Source organism: Glutamicibacter sp. St.4D3 (assembly GCF_059728615.1).
On sequence record NZ_AP039380.1, the window covers coordinates 3237622 to 3253702 of the forward strand.

The 16081-nt window shown below is 68.6% G+C and carries 13 protein-coding genes; 6 read left to right on the top strand and 7 right to left on the bottom strand.

Features of this window, described 5'->3' with window-relative positions; translation table 11 throughout:
- Window positions 1–434: 434 nt before the first annotated feature.
- The 6 genes from AC6I21_RS14890 to AC6I21_RS14915 all read right to left on the bottom strand — a co-directional run bounded on the left by AC6I21_RS14890 (window position 435) and on the right by AC6I21_RS14915 (window position 7101).
- Window positions 435–1100: a pentapeptide repeat-containing protein gene (locus tag AC6I21_RS14890; RefSeq protein ID WP_497762786.1), complete on the bottom strand. Its 666-nt coding sequence runs from the start codon at window positions 1098–1100 to the stop codon at window positions 435–437.
- Window positions 1101–1194: 94 nt separating this feature from the next.
- Window positions 1195–1947, bottom strand: a complete 753-nt coding sequence (locus AC6I21_RS14895; RefSeq protein ID WP_138176248.1) for an SDR family NAD(P)-dependent oxidoreductase — start codon at window positions 1945–1947, stop codon at window positions 1195–1197.
- 68 nt (window positions 1948–2015) lie between these two features.
- Window positions 2016–3428: an MFS transporter gene (locus AC6I21_RS14900; RefSeq protein WP_497762787.1), complete on the bottom strand. Its 1413-nt coding sequence runs from the start codon at window positions 3426–3428 to the stop codon at window positions 2016–2018.
- Window positions 3429–3438: 10 nt separating this feature from the next.
- Entirely contained in the window at window positions 3439–4662 is a 1224-nt protein-coding gene (locus AC6I21_RS14905; protein WP_497762788.1) for a M20 family metallopeptidase, read from the bottom strand.
- Complete coding sequence (locus AC6I21_RS14910) at window positions 4659–5891, bottom strand: aminotransferase-like domain-containing protein (RefSeq protein ID WP_497762789.1); 1233 nt, start codon at window positions 5889–5891, stop codon at window positions 4659–4661. Before AC6I21_RS14910 ends, AC6I21_RS14905 begins: the two co-directional genes overlap by 4 nt.
- Window positions 5812–7101: a M24 family metallopeptidase gene (locus tag AC6I21_RS14915; RefSeq protein ID WP_497762790.1), complete on the bottom strand. Its 1290-nt coding sequence runs from the start codon at window positions 7099–7101 to the stop codon at window positions 5812–5814. Before AC6I21_RS14915 ends, AC6I21_RS14910 begins: the two co-directional genes overlap by 80 nt.
- A 161-nt stretch (window positions 7102–7262) precedes the next feature.
- Between AC6I21_RS14915 and AC6I21_RS14920 the strand changes: the two genes are divergently transcribed.
- The 3 genes from AC6I21_RS14920 (at window position 7263) to AC6I21_RS14930 (ending at window position 9584) form a co-directional block, all read left to right on the top strand.
- Window positions 7263–8159: a LysR family transcriptional regulator gene (locus tag AC6I21_RS14920; protein WP_497762791.1), complete on the top strand. Its 897-nt coding sequence runs from the start codon at window positions 7263–7265 to the stop codon at window positions 8157–8159.
- 10 nt (window positions 8160–8169) lie between these two features.
- The gene (locus AC6I21_RS14925) at window positions 8170–9090 is read left to right on the top strand and encodes a LysR family transcriptional regulator (protein WP_497762792.1); all 921 of its coding nucleotides are present in this window, start codon (window positions 8170–8172) and stop codon (window positions 9088–9090) included.
- 284 nt (window positions 9091–9374) lie between these two features.
- Window positions 9375–9584 (top strand): hypothetical protein, encoded by a 210-nt coding sequence (locus AC6I21_RS14930; RefSeq protein ID WP_497762793.1) that lies wholly within the window; start codon window positions 9375–9377, stop codon window positions 9582–9584.
- Between the two features lie 42 nt (window positions 9585–9626).
- On the opposite strand, the gene AC6I21_RS14935 is transcribed toward AC6I21_RS14930, so the two are convergent.
- Window positions 9627–10241 (bottom strand): TMEM175 family protein, encoded by a 615-nt coding sequence (locus tag AC6I21_RS14935; RefSeq protein WP_497762794.1) that lies wholly within the window; start codon window positions 10239–10241, stop codon window positions 9627–9629.
- A gap of 325 nt (window positions 10242–10566) precedes the next feature.
- Here AC6I21_RS14935 and AC6I21_RS14940 point away from each other — a divergent pair, with 325 nt between their 5' ends.
- The 3 genes from AC6I21_RS14940 (at window position 10567) to AC6I21_RS14950 (ending at window position 15949) form a co-directional block, all read left to right on the top strand.
- A complete protein-coding gene (locus AC6I21_RS14940) occupies window positions 10567–11868 on the top strand; it encodes an aminotransferase family protein (RefSeq protein WP_138176232.1) in 1302 nt (433 codons plus the stop codon).
- Window positions 11865–13373 carry an NAD-dependent succinate-semialdehyde dehydrogenase gene (locus AC6I21_RS14945; RefSeq protein WP_497762795.1) on the top strand — a complete coding sequence of 503 codons (1509 nt, stop codon included), beginning with the start codon at window positions 11865–11867 and terminating at the stop codon, window positions 13371–13373. Before AC6I21_RS14940 ends, AC6I21_RS14945 begins: the two co-directional genes overlap by 4 nt.
- A gap of 278 nt (window positions 13374–13651) precedes the next feature.
- Window positions 13652–15949: a helix-turn-helix transcriptional regulator gene (locus AC6I21_RS14950; protein ID WP_497762796.1), complete on the top strand. Its 2298-nt coding sequence runs from the start codon at window positions 13652–13654 to the stop codon at window positions 15947–15949.
- The last annotated feature ends 132 nt before the right edge of the window (window positions 15950–16081 follow it).

Below are 16081 nucleotides of genomic sequence, written 5' to 3' on the forward strand. Positions count from 1 at the left end.
AGTTGCGAGACACTTTTGAAGGGCCGATGCCCAAATAGGTCGGATACGCCAGCACATCTACTCATGTCCAACACATCGAACGCCAGATTCAGGCGCTCATCACCGCTGGCGTCCGACGTCATGACCTCTACATCGACCACGGCCAAACGGCCAGGACTGGCCAAGACATTTGACCCGCTACGTCCGTCACCGGTTAGCAGCGGTCAAAGAGTTCGTGGACTCCACCGATTTGCTGCCGTGGTACAGGAAATTCGAGAGTGAACGCGCTTTCTCCGGCTCTGCTTACACAATCAGCACCAGCATGGAGCTGGTCTATTGTTGTAGACAATCTCATTGAGGGTGCGAGTGATGATCTGATCAGGTCCCGTCGTCCAACCGGATGGCGGGACCTTTTCAGTGCCCGCAGGTTCGTGCGCCGGCTGCGGGGGGAGCGCCTAGTCCCGGACGGTGATCCCAAAGTGCACGGCGAACAGTTCGGCCAGCGACTGCAGCTGGGACGGGTTCACCACGGTGCCGCGCAGGCTCTCCAGCCCGCTCAGGCTCTGCAGCTGGGCTCCGCGCAGATCCACCTGGCGCATTTTTGCCCCGGCACAGTGCATGGTGCCGACCTTGACGTTCTCAAAGGCCAGGCGCTCGATCCGGCACTGGCTCAAATCCAGCTCCTCGATCACGCAGTCCCGCAGCAGCACGTCGCGCAGCCGGGCCCGCTGCAGACTGAGCCAGGTGAACTTTGACCCGCTGATCACCAAGTTGTCCAGCTGCGCCTCGGCCAGGTCGGCGCCCCCGAACCGGCAGGCGTCCAGGCGCACCTGCCGCATCCCAATCCGGTGGGCGTTCAGGGCGGGGATCTGCAGGTTCCCGGCCTCGGTCCGCAGCCAGTGGGCCGCCTGCAGGTTGGCCTCGGAGATGCCCAGCCGCTGCAGTTCGCACTCCTCGAACGTGCTGCCCGACAGGTCCAGCCCACTCAGGTCCAGGCCGCAGAACCGCACCCGTTCCTGCAGTCCGCGCGCGGCCAGGTCCGACGCCGTGCCTTCCCGCAGCACCGGAGGCAATGACCAGCCCCCGGTTTTCGGCGCAGCAACCGTGCGTGGAGCACCCATGACCATCCCTCTTCCCTCACCGTCCGGCAGGCCGCTCGGCCCGCCGTCCCTTCCACTGGGGAGGGTATCAAAACAGCGGCGCCGGGGCGGGGGGCTACTTGGCCAGGTACCCGCCGTCCACGGGCAGGGAGACGCCGGTGACGTAGGTGTTCTGCGCATTGGCGAAGTAGGCCACCGCCCCGGCCACGTCCTCGGGCAGGGCCACCCGGCCCAGCGGGATCGCCGCGGAGACCTCGCGTTCGGTGGCGGCCGCGTCCTCCTGCCCGGCCAGCCAGTCCTCGAACATCTGGGTGCGGGTCATGCCCGGGGCGACGGCGTTGACCCGGATGTTGTGTTCGGCCAGTTCCACGGCCGCGGCGCGGGTCAGGGCGAGCATGGCCCCCTTGCTGGCGCTGTACAGCCCCATGGTGGGCACCCCGATGCTGGCCAGCCGGGAGGTGATGTTGATGATCGCCCCTCCCCCGGCCTCCCGCATCACCCGGCCGGCGGCCTGCAGGCAGAAGATCGCGGCGAACGTGTTGATTTCGAAGGCCTCACGGATCTCATTCTCCGGGGTGTCCAGCATCCGGTTGATGTGGTCGATGGCGGCGTTGTTCACCAGCACGTCCAGCCTCCCGGCCCGGGAGACCACCTCATCGATCAGTCGCTGCGGCGCCCCCGGTGCGGTCAGTTCGGCCTGGATGAAGAAGACCGCCTCGCCCAGTTCGGCGGCCACCTTCTGCCCGCGTTCCGCGGAGCGTCCCGAGATCGCCACCCGCATCCCGTCGGCCACCAGCCGCCGGGCGATTTCCACCCCGATGCCGGAGGTCGCCCCGGTCACCAGTGCCACGCGCTGCGCTTCGCTCACGAAATCCAACTCCTTCTTGTTGCCGTGTTCTTCGTTCTGGGTATTGTCGGTGGCTGCGCCCCGGGCGCCTAGCGGCGCCCGGCCCCGACCAGGGTTTCACCCTGTTCGATGCGTTCCCTGTCATCGCTGCCCGGGATCACGTTGCCGCGCAGCGACCGCCCGGCCGTCTCGCGGAAGGTGAGCACCGAGACCAGGCCGATCACGCCGGCCCCCACCAGGTACCAGCCCGGGACCAGGGAGCTGCCGGTGAGTTCGATCAGCGCCTCGTTGGCCACCGCGGCGGTGCCGCCAAAGATGGCGGTGGACAGGTTGTAGCCGATCGCGAAACCGGAGTAGCGCACCGCGGTGGGGAACAGGGCCGGCAGGGTGGAGGAGATCGTGGACAGCAGCACCACCAGCAGCAGGCCCAGTACGCCGATGCCGATGATCTGCCCCACCAGTCCCCCGGTCTGCATCAGCTGCACCGCCGGGACCGGCAGCAGCACGAACCCGGCGCTGGCGGTGATCAGCAGCGGCTTGCGTCCGATCCGGTCGCTGAGCGCCCCCAGCGGCACGATCAGCGCGATCATCAGCAGCTGGATGAACACCAGGGTCAGGTTGGACTCGGTGGCCCCGTGGCCCAGCGTGGCCGTGAGGTAGCTGGGCATGTAGGTGAGCACCAGGTAGAACGCCACGTTCACCAGCACGATGAACCCGAAGAGCTTGAACAGCTGGGCCGGGTAGTGCTTGAGCAGCATTCCCAGCACCTTGGTCGCCGATTCGACTTCCTCATGCTTGGCGGTGTCCTGGGTGAAGGTCTCCGGTTCCTCCAGGTGGCGGCGCATCCACAGCGCGATGCCGCCCAGCAGCAGGGTCAGTGCGAAGGGCAGGCGCCACCAGCCGGCCATCATCCCGTCGGTGCCCACGATCAAAGTCAGCACGGTGCACAGGATCGCGGCGCCGCTGAAGCCGGCCAGGGTGCCGAACTCCAGGAAGGAACCGTACTTGCCGCGCTTGTCGTCCGGGGCGTGTTCGCTCATGAACACCGCCGCCCCGGCGTACTCGCCGCCGGCGGAGAAGCCCTGGATCATGCGCAGCAGCACCAGCATCAGCGGGGCCAGGAAGCCGACCTGGTCAAAGGTGGGCAGCGCGGCGATGCAGGCGGTGGACACGCTGATCATCACGATGGTGAAGATCAGGATCTTGCGCCGCCCGATCCGGTCGCCCAGCGGCCCCAGCACGGTGCCGCCCAGCGGGCGCACGATGAAGGAGATCGCGAAGGTGGAGAAGGCCAGGATGCGCGGCAGCGCCCCGGCGTCCTCCCCGAAGGTGAAGAACAGCTCGGAGATGTAGACGATCAGGTATCCGTAGATGCCGTAGTCGAACCATTCGATCGCGTTGCCGATCGCCGACCCGGCCACCGACTTGCGGGCCAGTTTCTTCTCTTCGGCCGTGAAATCCGCTTCCCTGCGGATCGCCGGCAGCTGTGCTGGGCTGGACATTGTCTTCTCCTTAGTCCCACTGATGGTGATGATGGCGCAGCGCGATGAGTGCGTAGGCCCGCGCCGCGGTGCACAAGTCCTGGATGGAAACGCTTTCGTTGGGCTGGTGGGCCTGGGTGTTGATTTCCCCGGGCCCCAGCACGAGGGTGGGCACCTGGTGGTGTTCGGCCAGGAACCCGCCCTCGCAGGAGGCGGTCCAGATCCCGGTCTCCGCGCTGGCCCCGGCATCCGCCAGCGCCTGGCAGACCCGGCGGGTGAAGGGGTGCCCGGGCTCGGTGAGGAATCCGGGCATCTGCATCTGGACTTCCCCGGTGATCTGGATCAGCTCCCGGTGGGGGATCGCACTGTCCGCGATGAGCAGGCGCAGCCGGCGCAGCAGCTGCTCCAGGATTTGCTGCGGGTCCTGCCCGGGCAGCAGCCGGCGGTCCACGCCCAGTTCGGCGGTGTCCGGCACGATCGAGGTGCCGTGCCCGGCGTGCAGGGTTCCCACATTCCAGGTCGCCGCCCCCAGCACCGGGTGGCCGGTGTCGGCCAGGCGGGCCGCGTCGGCGCGCAGCCAGCTGACCACCTCGGCCGCGGCCTGGATGGCGCTGGCCCCGTCGCTGGGCCGGCCGGCGTGGGCGCTGGCCCCGGTGATCCGCAGCCGCAGGTTGGCCGCTCCCCGGCAGCCGATGATCCCCACCAGGTCGGTGGGTTCGGCGACCACGCAGCCGGTGTAGTCGCCGGCCGGTGCGGTGGCCACATAGTGCCCGACCCCCAGCGCGTCGGCCTCCTCGTCCACCGTGCACACCAGGGTCAGCGGGATCTGCGGGGCGACCGCATTCACGGCGGCCATGGCGACGACTACTGCCGCCAGCCCGCCCTTCATGTCGCTCGCGCCCCGGCCGGTGAGCCGGTCCCCGTCCACCCGTGGGGTGAACGGGTCTCCGTGCCATCCCGCTCCCGCCGGGACCACGTCACTGTGGCCCAAAAAGAGCAGGCCCCCGCCGGTGGCGTCCCCGCCCAGGTGGGCGACGAGGTTCGGGCGTTGTGGGGCCACCGAGTCAAGGCTCACGCGGGCGCCCAGCCGTTCCAGGGCCGCTGCCAGCACCGCCACGGTGCCCTGCTCGGTGCCGCCGGGGTTCTCTCCCCCAGCGGCGATCAGCTCACCGGCCAATTCGACGATCCGCTGCCGCTCGATCCGCTGCAGGGCCGCCCGTTCGTGGTGCTGCACGTCAAAGGCCTGTAGGCTCACGGCTGCTCCCCGCCGGCCATCTCCTCCAGGGCCGCGTGCAGCCGGGCCACGCCCTGGCCGATGCGTTCGGGGGTAGAGGTGGCAAAGCACAGCCGCAGCGCGTCGCTGAACGCCCCCGCATCGGAGAATGCCGAACCGGGAATATACGCCACCCCGTGGCGCAGCGCGACCTCGAACAATGCCTCCGTGTCGATGCCCGCGTAGCGTCCGCGCAGGGTCAGCCACAGGAAGAACCCGCCCTGCGGGTCGGTGGCGATGACCTGCTCGCCGAAGGCGTCGGCCAGGGCGGTGCGCATCGCCTGCTTGCGCTCCCGGTACACGCTGCGCAGGGTGTCCAGGTGCGCATCCAGCCGGCCGTCGGCCAGGTAGTCCGCCACCAGCTGCTGCATGGGCGCGTTGGTGCAGGTGTCCATGGACTGCTTGGCGCTGATCGCCAGGGCGCGCAGCGCCGGATCCAGCTCCATCCACCCCACCCGCAGCCCCGGGGCCAGCACCTTGGAGAAGGTGCGCACCGAGATCAGCCGGGGGTTGTCCGGGCTCAGCTGGGCGAAGCCGGGGACCTGCTGGCCCTCGAAGCGCAGCGCCCCGTACGGGTCATCGTCGATGATGAACGCCTCCCACTGTGCGGCCAGCTCCAGCAGGCGCAGCCGGCGGGCCTCGCTCAGGGTGCGCCCGGAGGGGTTCTGGAAGTTCGGGATCACGTAGATCGCCTTGGGCGTCTTGCCGGTGGCGGCCACCAGCTCGGGCAGCCGCTCCACCACCAGGCCCTGGTCATCCACCGGGGCCTCCAGGACCTGGCCCTGGTAGCTGAGCACGGTGGCGATCCCGTTGGTGTAGGTCGGCGATTCGACGATCACCAGGTCCTCCGGATCCACCAGCAGCTTGAACGCGATGTCCAGGCCCTGCATGCCCCCGGTGGTCACCAGCAGCCGGGCCGGATCCACCGGCTGCCCCAGGCGCTGGTGGTAGGCCACGATCTGCTCGATCAGCTGCGGGTTGCCCTCGGTGGCCGCATAGTCGTAGCGTCCCTCGGCCGGCCTGGTGTACAGCCCGGCCAGCTCGGCCTCCGGGATCAGCTCGGCATTCGGCGCCCCCATGGCGAACCGCACGATGTCGTGGGTCTGGCTGGCCAGCAGGGAGGTGGAGGAGTCAATGACCGATCCCTTGAGTTGGCTGGCCCGCGAGGCCAGTCGCGTAGGTACGGCGGTCAGCAGCGATTCGGTGGCCATGAGTGGTGTTCCTTACGTTGATGGTTGTCAGTTCGCGCGGCACGTCCGCGAGGAATTCAATGCCGGTGGCGCTCACCCGCACCGGCTCGGAAACTTCGAAGCCCGACCCGTCCAGCCACATGCCGGCGATCAGGTGGAAGGTCATGTTCTCCTGCAGCTCGGTGGTGTCCCCCACCCGGAAGCTGACGGTGCGCTCACCCCAGTCCGGCGGGTAGCCGATGCCGATGGAGTAGCCCAGCCGGGATTCCTTCTCATACCCGGCCGCCCGGATCACCCTGGTGAAGGCGGCGGTGACCTCCGCGGGGGTAGCCCCGGGTTTCACCTGGTCAAAGGCGGCCTCGATGCCGGCAATGGTGGCGGAGGCGACCCGCTGCAGCGCCGCGGCGGGCCGGCCGAGCACCGCGGTGCGCGCCATCGGCGCGTGGTAGCGCCGGTGCACCCCGGCCAGTTCAATGGAGATCGGCGAATCCACCGGCAGCGGCGCTTCGGTCCAGGTCAAATGCGGGGTGTCCGCCCCCTTGCCGGTGGGCAGCATCGGCACGATCGAGGGGTAGTCCCCGGGGGTGCCGGGCACCCCGCGGGCCTGGGCCGCCATGACCTCGGCGGCAACTTCGTTCTGCGGGCGGTGCGGGGCCAGGGCCTCCAGTGCGGTGCGCATCGCCTGGGAGCAGACCCGGCCGGCGGCGCGCATCAGTTCGACTTCAAAGGAGGACTTGACCAGGCGGACCCAGTTGACCAGCTCCCGGGACTCCTGCAACTGCCATTCGGGCAGGGTCGCGGACAGGGCCATGAACATCCGGATGGAGAAGAAATGCGAATCGCCCTCGTAGCCCACGCGCAGCGCCCGGCCGTAGCCGGCATCCCGCAGGTGCCTGGCCACCCAGTCGCCGGGGTGGATCGCCGGGCGGTGCACAATCTGCTCCGGGTAGCCGATGACCCGCTCGGCGCGGATGCCGATCGCGGTGCGGTGCGCCCCGTGGGCGTCCATGTGGCGCATGTACATCAGCGGCTCGCCTTCGCAGGGCAGCACCAGGATCTGCGCGGTGTAGAAGGACCAGGCGTTGTAGCCGGTCAGGTAGTACAGGTTGGCGGGATCGGTGACCAGCAGGACGTCCAGTCCCTGCTGGGCCATGCGCCGGCGGACGCGCTGTTGGCGAGCTGCGTACTCGCTGCATTCCAGGTCACGGTGACCTTCCGGGGTGAACACCATTGTCGTTGTCTTTGTCCTATCACTTCCACGAATTCACGAACTTTGTGATCTACACCATAGTTCCGCGCTCCCATCAGATAAAGTGGGTGCATCTTGTTTGTTCCGTTAAGCAGAACTTATGGGTGGGAACATCCGCCGACGACCGATGCCAGGAGGTCCAAATGCTTGATTTCAAGCGGCTGACGCTGCTGCGCGAACTGCAATTGCGCGGCAGCATCGCGGCCACCGCCCGGGTGCTGGGCATCAGCGCCTCGGCCGTCTCCCAACAGCTGGCCAAGCTGGAGGCGGAGGCCGGGCTGCCGCTGCTGGAGCAGGTGGGGCGCAACACCCGCCTCACCCCGGCCGGACGCCAGCTGGTCTCCCGGGTCGATGAGGCGGTCACCGTACTGGAGGGGGCGACCGCCGAACTTGAGGCCCGGCGCAGCCGGGTCCAGGGCGTCATCCGCTTTGCCGCCTTCAGCACCTTCGCCCGGACCTTCCTGCCCGAGACGCTGCGGCGGATGAGCCAGGTGCACCCGGATGTGGTCATTGAATTCACCCAGCTCGAACCGCACGAGGCGTTGGACGCGGTCGCCAGCCGGCGGGCCGACGTGGCCATGGTGGACGAGTTCACCCACATTCCCCGGCGCGCCGACGCCGGGTTTGTGCGCACCGCCATCACCCGGGACCGGATGGAGATCCACCTGCCCCACCCGGTCGCCTCCGTGGCCGAACTGGCCGAACTGCCCTGGGCCTTTGAGCCTCGCGGCACCGACGCCTATGCCTGGTCCCACCGCTTCTGCCGTGACCTGGGCTTTGAACCGAAGGTGCTCTTCGATTCCCCGGATCCGCGCCTGCACTACGAACTGGTCGCCGCCGGGGTGGCGGCCGCCTTCCTGCCGCGCATGGTGTTTCACGGGCTGGACACCGCCACCGGGTCGGTGGTGCGCTGGGAACCGGAGGAGGGCAGGCAGCGCGAGGCCATGTTCCGGGACATCTACGCGGTGGGCCGGCGCGGCAGCCACCTGCGCCCGGCCACCAAGAGCTTTTTGCAGATCCTGCGCGAAGTCGCTTCCTGAGAGGAGAACGATGCTTGACATCCATCGCCTGCGCCTGCTGCGCGAGGTCAGGCTCCACGGCAGCATGAGCGCAGCAGCGCGCAGCATGTCCTACAGCCATTCGGCCATCTCCCAGCAGCTGGCGCTGCTGGAGCGTGAAACCGGGGTGCAGCTGCTGGAACGGGTGGGGCGCAACGTGCGCCTGACCGCCGCCGGCCTGGAACTGGTGCACAACACCGAGGTGATCCTCGCCGCGCTGGAAAAGGCCGAAGCGGACCTGGCCACGTCCCACGAACGGGCCCGGGGCAGCATCACGGTCGCGGCCTTCGCCAGCATCAGCCGGACCGTGCTGCCCACCGCACTGGCCGACCTGGCCCGCGAGCACCCGGCACTGCAGGTGAACATCCACCGCTACGAACCGGAGGAAGCCATGCTGAAGCTGGCCTCCCGCCAGGTTGACGCGGTGCTCACCGATTCGTTCCCGGGCGCGGCCCCCGACGGCTCCACCAGCCTGCACACCACGATCCTGGCCCAGGACCCGGTGCGCGGCTACCTTCCGGTGGGGGTGCAGTTGGATGATGCGCAGGCCGTGCGCCAGGTGCCCTGGGTCATGGAACCGGCCGGATCCGCCGCCTCACAATGGGCGCTTCGGGTGTGCCGCGAACGCGGCTTCGAACCGCGGATCGCCCACCTGTCCTCCGATGTGCTCTTCCACCTGCGCCTGGTGGAGCACGGACTGGCCGCGGCCTTCCTGCCGGACATGGTGATGCAGGAGGCCTCCAGCGCCCTGACGCCCAGCAGTTGGCTGCCGGCCGACCAGCGGCGCACCATCCTGTTCGTCACCCGCAAGGGCGCGGAATCCAATCCGGCCCTCGGCGCGGTGCGCGAGGCGGTGGCCCGGGTGTTCCGCCAGCCGGACGGGCGGAACACCACGCACCCCAGCGCTTCCTAGATTCTGCCTGCTCCGCGCAGACACCTGCACCACGCTTCTTGGCTGGGGCTTGTGATGCACCAGGTAGACCAGCATGGCGATGCACTTGTGGACCACGACCAGGCCGAAAATGGCCAGGCCTTGAAGGTCGGGGCCCTTCCTCGTTGCCTTGAAAACCAAGCCCCAGGAGGCTCACGACGCTGTCGACCACCATCAACAGGCCAGGATCAGGATCCTGACCGGATGACGACCTCCCATTAGAATCGCCCTGAGACCAGCTGCGAGCACCATCCCAGGAGCCGACCGTGAGCGACACCCAATTCCTGATCGAGACCCCCGAACAATCCCGTATCTTCCTCGCTGCCGGAAGCGCCGCGGACTTCCTGCTCGCCGGGGGGTTCGCGAATGCCAGCAGGGAACCGCACTGGCACCTGCGCTGGTGCCTGGAGCGGATGCAGCCCGAGGAGTTCATGGAGGTCGGCCAGGCCCGGGTCTTCTGCCAGCACCAGGAATGAGGTCGCCTGTCCGACCCGAAGCGGCGCCAGGCCCCTCAGCCGTTACTCATCGCCGCCGTGCTGCTCCAGGGTGTTTTCAATGCGCCGGTCAGGGATGACCCACACCACCGCAACGGCCACGAAACAGGCCAGCGCGAGGTAGATGAAGACCGGGGCCTCGGGCTTGATGAAGGCCGCACTGGCGATCCCGGCCAGGTAGAGCACCAGTGAGGCCTTGCCCTTCTTGTCCCTGCCCAACGCGCGCTGCATGCGGGAGTCCGGGCCTTCGGAGCGGGCGATGGTGCGTTGCAGCAGCACGAAGGCCAGGGCCGCGAGCAGCAGGACGGCACCGTAGGACATCACCGGTGCCCGCGCAAAGCCGGTGTAGTCCATCCATGCGGTGGCCAGCGGCAGCAGGGAGAGCCAAAACAGCAGGTGCAGGTTGGCCCACAACACCCCGCCGGTCACCCGGTTGGTCAGCTGGAACACGTGATGGTGGTTGTTCCAGTAGATGCCCACGTACGTGAAGCTCAGGGCATAGGTGAGCAGAGCGGTGCCCACGGCATTCCACAGTTCGGTGAACCCCGTGCCCTTGGGCACGGGCAGCGCCAGCAGCATGACGGTGATGATGATCGCCAGCACCCCGTCGCTAAACGCCTCCAGACGCCCGGTCTTCACTGTTCCGGCCCGTTCACCGAGACCGCTGGAGCACCCTTGTGCCCACCGCTGTGATTCACTGCCCTGCTGTGCATCCGAGTCCCCTTCGCGTTTCCGCCCTGCCGGCGTTCTTCGATTATTGTGCACCGCCATCAGTGCGGCGGCCGGCCGCCACCCCGCCGGCATTCCCGCCCAACACATGATGTGTAAGCAGGGCTAACAGGAATCTGTTGTTTTTATTCGCTTTTCTTTACGCATCGCTGTTCCTAGATTGGAAGCACGGCCCCCGCGCTGCACTGCGGACTCGGGCGCGCATCCCAGTTCTTCTCGAAAGGAGCGATCCGGCATGACCATCAACGACGTGGCTCATTCGGCGCCTGCCACCCCCTCCCTCATCGACGGCCCGGCCCTGTGGCCGGCGCAAGCGCATACGCCCAGCGTGCTGGGCCGACAGCTGGTCGTTGAACGCGGCGAGGGCTGCTGGCTCTACACCACCGACGGCCGGAAGCTTTTTGACGGCACCGCCGGGCTGTGGCATGCGAACGTCGGTCACGGCCACCCGGAACTGGCTCAGGCCGCCTACGAGCAGATGCTGCAGCTGGAGACCTACCACATCTTCGCGCGCTACTCGAATGACAAGGCGCTGCAGCTGGGTGAAAAGCTGGCCGCGATCAGCCCGATCGAACGAGCCAAGGTCATCCTGAACTCCGGCGGTTCCGACGCCATCGATGTGGCCTGCAAGCTGGCCCGCCGCCACTGGCAGCGCGAGGGACGCACCTCCAAGAAGGTGATCCTCTCCCGCGAGTTCGCCTATCACGGCCTGCACGCCTATGGCACCTCGATTGCCGGACTGGAGTTCAACCGCGAGGGCTACGGCAGTGAATCGCTGGTCCCGGAAACCGCGCGGATCTCCTTCAACGACCCGGCCCAGGTTGAGGAAGTCATCCAGCGCATCGGGGCGGAGAACATCGCCGCCCTGGTGACCGAGGCGGTACAGGGCACCGGCGGGGTCAATCCCCCGACCCCCGGCTACCTGGAAACCATTGCCCGGCTCTGCCGGGAGAACGACATCCTGCTGATCCTTGATGAGGTCATCACCGGCTTCGGACGCATGGGCACCATGTTCGCCGCCGAATACTACGGCCTGGAGCCGGACATGATCACCTTCGCCAAGGGCGTGACCAGCGGCTACGCCCCGCTGGGCGGGGTCATGGTGGCCCCCCGATTATGGGAGCCGTTCTACGTTGACGCCCCTGACACCCCGATCTTCCGCCACGGCGCCACCTACGCCGGGCACGCCACCGCCTGCGCGGTCGCGCTGAAGCACCTGGAGATCCTGGAGCGCGAACAGCTGGTGCCGCGCGTGGCCGAGCTGGAGTCGGTGCTGCGCCAGGCGCTGGAGGACCTGGCCGCCCGCGTGGAAGCGGTCACCGAAGTGCGCAGCGCCGGACTGCTTGGCGGGGTCACCCTGGACGCCTCGCTCAGCGCCGAACAGGTTTGTGATGACCTGGTGGAGCTGGGCTTCATCGGCCGCCCGCTGCGCGGAAACACGATCCAGATCAGCCCGCCGTTCATCATCACCGATGCCGAACTGCACTCACTGATCGACGCCATCGGCCAGGCCGTCACCGGACGGAGCGGCAAATGAGCGAAACCACGGAACTGGCCGCCACCGGCACCGAACGCAGCGCCCAGGCCCTGGTCCCGGCCGACGCCGGGCGGGTGGCCCTGGCCGATGCGGTCATCGAATCCCTGGAACTGGGTGCCGCGGGCATCACGGTGCACGACCCGGCCACCGCCGAGCCGATCGCCGCGGTCCCCGACCGCAGCGTGGATGAGGCGCTGGAGGCGGTGGCCCGCGCCGATGCCGCCGGCGCCGAATGGGCGGCGCGCAGCGCCCGCCAGCGCGCCGAGGTGCTGCACGCCTGGCATGCGCTGCTGGTGGAGAACACCGAGCAGATCGCGCACCTGATCAGCCGGGAGATGGGCAAGACCCTCACCGAGGCCCGCGGGGAGGTGAAGTACGGGGCCGACTTCGTGCGCTGGTATGCCGAGGAGGCGGTCCGCCCGGCCGGCGGCTACCGCCCGACCCCCGATGGCGGGGCGGACCTGCTCACCCGCAGGGCGCCGGTGGGCCTGGCGGTGCTGATCACCCCGTGGAACTTCCCGCTGGCGATGGCCACCCGCAAGATCGCCCCGGCGCTGGCCGCAGGCTGCCCGGTGGTCGTCAAACCCGCTACCGCGACGCCGCTGACCACCTACTATGCGGTGCAGCTGGCGCGGCGCGCCGGGGTGCCCGAGGGGCTGATCGAGGTGATCACCACCGCCGACTCCGCCGCCTTCAGCCAGGCGGTGCTCGCCGATCCGCGGGTGCGCAAGGTCTCCTTCACCGGCTCCACCCCGGTGGGACGCACCCTGCTGGAGCTCGCGGCACGCAACGTGCTGCGCAGCTCCATGGAGCTGGGCGGCAACGCGCCGCTGCTGGTCTTTGACGACGCGGACCTGGAGCGGGCGATCGAGGGGACGCTGGCCGCGAAGCTGCGCAACGGCGGGCAGTCCTGCATTGGGGCCAACCGCATCTACGTGCAGTCCGGGATCGCCGAGGAGTTCACCGCCGAACTCACCCGCCGCTTTGATGAGGTCACCGTCGGTGCGGGACTGGGCGCCGCAGTGCAGCTGGGGGCCATGATCGATGAGCGCGCGGTGCGGCAGATGCATGAGTTCACCCGCGACGCGGTGCAGCGCGGGGCGCAGCTGCGCACCGGCGGCCACGGCTATGGGGGGCCCGGCTCCTTCTTCGCGCCCACCGTGCTGGACGCCGTGGACCGGGACAGCGCGGTGGCGCGTCAGGAGATCTTCGGCCCGATTGCCGCGATCCAGCGTTTTGAGACCGAACAGCAGGCCCTCGCCCTGGCCAATGACACCGAGTACGGACTGGCCGGATACGTGTTCAGCCAGGATCTGGACCGGGCGCTGAATGTCGCGGACCGGCTGCAGACCGGGATCGTGGGCATCAACCAGGGGGTGCCCTCCAACGCCGCGGCCCCCTTCGGCGGGGTGAAGCATTCGGGCCTGGGCCGCGAGGGCGGGGCCGAGGGGTTGGAGGAGTACCAATCCGTGCGCTTCTACAACATCGCCCGGCGCGACACCTAAACCCCGGCCCACGACGGCGCCGGTTTCGGCCAACCCCTGGCCGGAACCGGCGCCGCGTCGCGTCCGCACGAACCCCGGTTCCCGCGGCTGGGCGAAACTCCCAGTCAGCGTGCCGAACGCCACGTCCGATCCGCAAGAAAGCGCAGTAGGATGATAAATAAATTCGGATCCCGGATAACTACCCGGCGCCGGTTTTCCGGCCTCGGGCTACAACGGTGTGGGCAGGAGGCGGGCGTTTGGGCGAAGAACGGCACAGCAGTGGTACGACAAGCGCGGCCGTGCGCACCGAAGTCCATCCGGCGTTCCACCGTTTCCAGCAGATCCACGGCTCAGGCCCCCGGCTGCTGTTCATCACCGCGGCGCCGGGCACCGGGCGCAGGCTGTTCGCCAGGTCCTGGCTGGATGGTGCGCCCGGAGAGATCCACGACCTGTCCGACGGAAGCCCGGAAACCAGTTCCGGGATCTTTGACCAACTGCAGCAGCTGACCGAACGGCTGGACGCCGACCCCCAGCTGCGTCTGGCGGTGCTCCTGCCGGTGGGGCGCTCCACCTGGCTGCTGGCCGCCCGCTACCACTGCAGCGTGGCCCGGCACCGGGACCTGCTGCTCAGCGCGGCCGAGCTGGCCCAGGCACTGGATTGCGAGGCGCATCTGGCCGAGGCGATCCGCGACCAAACCGGCGGCTGGCTGGGTGCCTGCCGGGCGCTCGCGGGCCAGCCGGAATCCCGGGCGGCGGCCTACCAGCTGATCAACGCCGCCCTGCTGCGCTGGCTGCGCCACCACCCGTACGCTGTCGGTCTGCGTCAGTCCGCGTTCCTTCCCGAAATCGAGGAATCGGTGCTGGAGGTCTTTTTCACCAATATTGCCCAGGGTGAAGTCGGCCTGGAGGACCTGGTGGACAGCGGGCTGGTGCAGGGCGAGGGCCAGGGCGGCTGGATGATGCCCTCCCTGATTCGCCGGGCCCTGATGGAGCAGCAGCGGCTGATGTCCCCCGCCGCGGCAACGAGCCTGGAGCGGGCCGGGCTGGAGGCGGTGGCGGTGGCCCAGTCCGTGCAGAAGGCCGCCGAAACCGCCCTGCGCAACCGGCGCTGGGGCGCCCTGTCCGCCCTGTTGATGGACCGCTGGGTGGATTTGTTCGTCAGCAACCCCGCAGCGCTGCGCTCCATGCTGTCCAAGATGCCCGGGGTGCTCACCGACCAGGCCCACTACCTGTGGGTGGGGGCGCGGATCGTGGCGGCGGTGGGCACCGATCGGATGGTGCTGCCCTTCCCCACCGTGGCTCCGGACCCCGAACGCGACCAGAGCGCCCAGCGCCTGCAGATGCAAACCGCCCGACTCTACCAGCGGCCCACCGCCAGGGCGTTGTCCGTTGGCACGCTGCAGATCACCTACCTGCGTCTGGGCGGCATGTACCAGCATTCGGCCGAGGCGGCACTGCGGCTGCGCAGCGCGATCCGGGCCGCCTTCAACGCCCGGCGCACCAGCCGCAAACTCATTTCCATCAGCGAACTGCATGCCGGCATTTCCCTGCAGCTCCAGGGCCTGGACGTGGAGGCCAAGTGGGCCTACCAGGCCGCGTTGAACGCCGGCCTGGAATCCGGCAAGGCCTTCCACATCTGTGACGCCAGCGGACGGCTGGCCCTGCTGTGTGCGATGCAGGGCGATTTCGCGGCCGCCGGGCACTGGGCGTCCTTGCACGCGGAGCAGCTGCAGCAGGTGGGTTGGGGCAAACCGATGGTGGCCCGCGGTGTCATCCTGGCTCGGGCCTGGCAGGCCATGCTGGAAGTGGATCTTCCGGAGCTTCGGTCCCAGTTGCGCCAGCTGCCCGATGAGCCGGACAGCGACGAGTTTTGGGCGGTGCACGCGCTGCTGCTAAGTTTCCACCTGGTCTTCACCCAGCAAACTGGCGGCGCAGCAAGCCTGCTGGAGCGGTTGAACGCCGAACGGGTCCACGCCCGCGCCCTGCTGAGCCGGGAACTGTTGGCGGTGGCGTCCCAGCTGGTTGCCCTGGCCCGCTCCTCCGGCTGCGGCGCCGGTTCGCCCCGCGCGAAGGCGGCCGCCGAGTTCCGGGCGCTGGGCTGCCTGCGTGCCAACCGGCCCGATGAGGCGCTGGCACTTTTGGAGCTGGCGGCGGACAAGCCTCCGTCCCAGCAGTGGCCTCAGCTGGCCGGCCTGCTGGAACTGGCGGCCCGCAACCCGGAAGAACCGGGTGCCGAGGACCTGGAACGGGTCAGGCAGCTGAGCGCCGAGGGTGCTGCGCTGCTGCCGTTGGCGCTGCTGGCCACCGCCCCGGGGTGGGGCGCAATCCCCCGGCTGTTGTCCCTGGATGAGCCCCAAGCACGCCGGCTGGAGCTCATTGGCGGCACCCTGCCCGCGCTCCAGCCCCGACCGGTGCTGACCGAACGCGAACTGGAGCTGCTGCAGCTGCTGCGCACGGGTTTGTCCCGGCGGCAGATGGCCGAGGCGACGTTCCGTTCCCCCAACACCATCAAGTCCCAGTTGCGCGGCCTGTACAAAAAGCTGGGGGCCACCGACGCCGCCACGGCCTTGGAACGGGCGCGCAAGGCCGGGCTGTAGCCGGGATCACGGGGCGTCCCCTCGCCGACAAGTTATCCACAGAACTGTGGACAATGTGGGATTTTTTGACTCCGGGCGTTGTTAAACCCACGGCGATCGATGCCCGTGATCCCGGGCTTCCTGGGGCCGTCT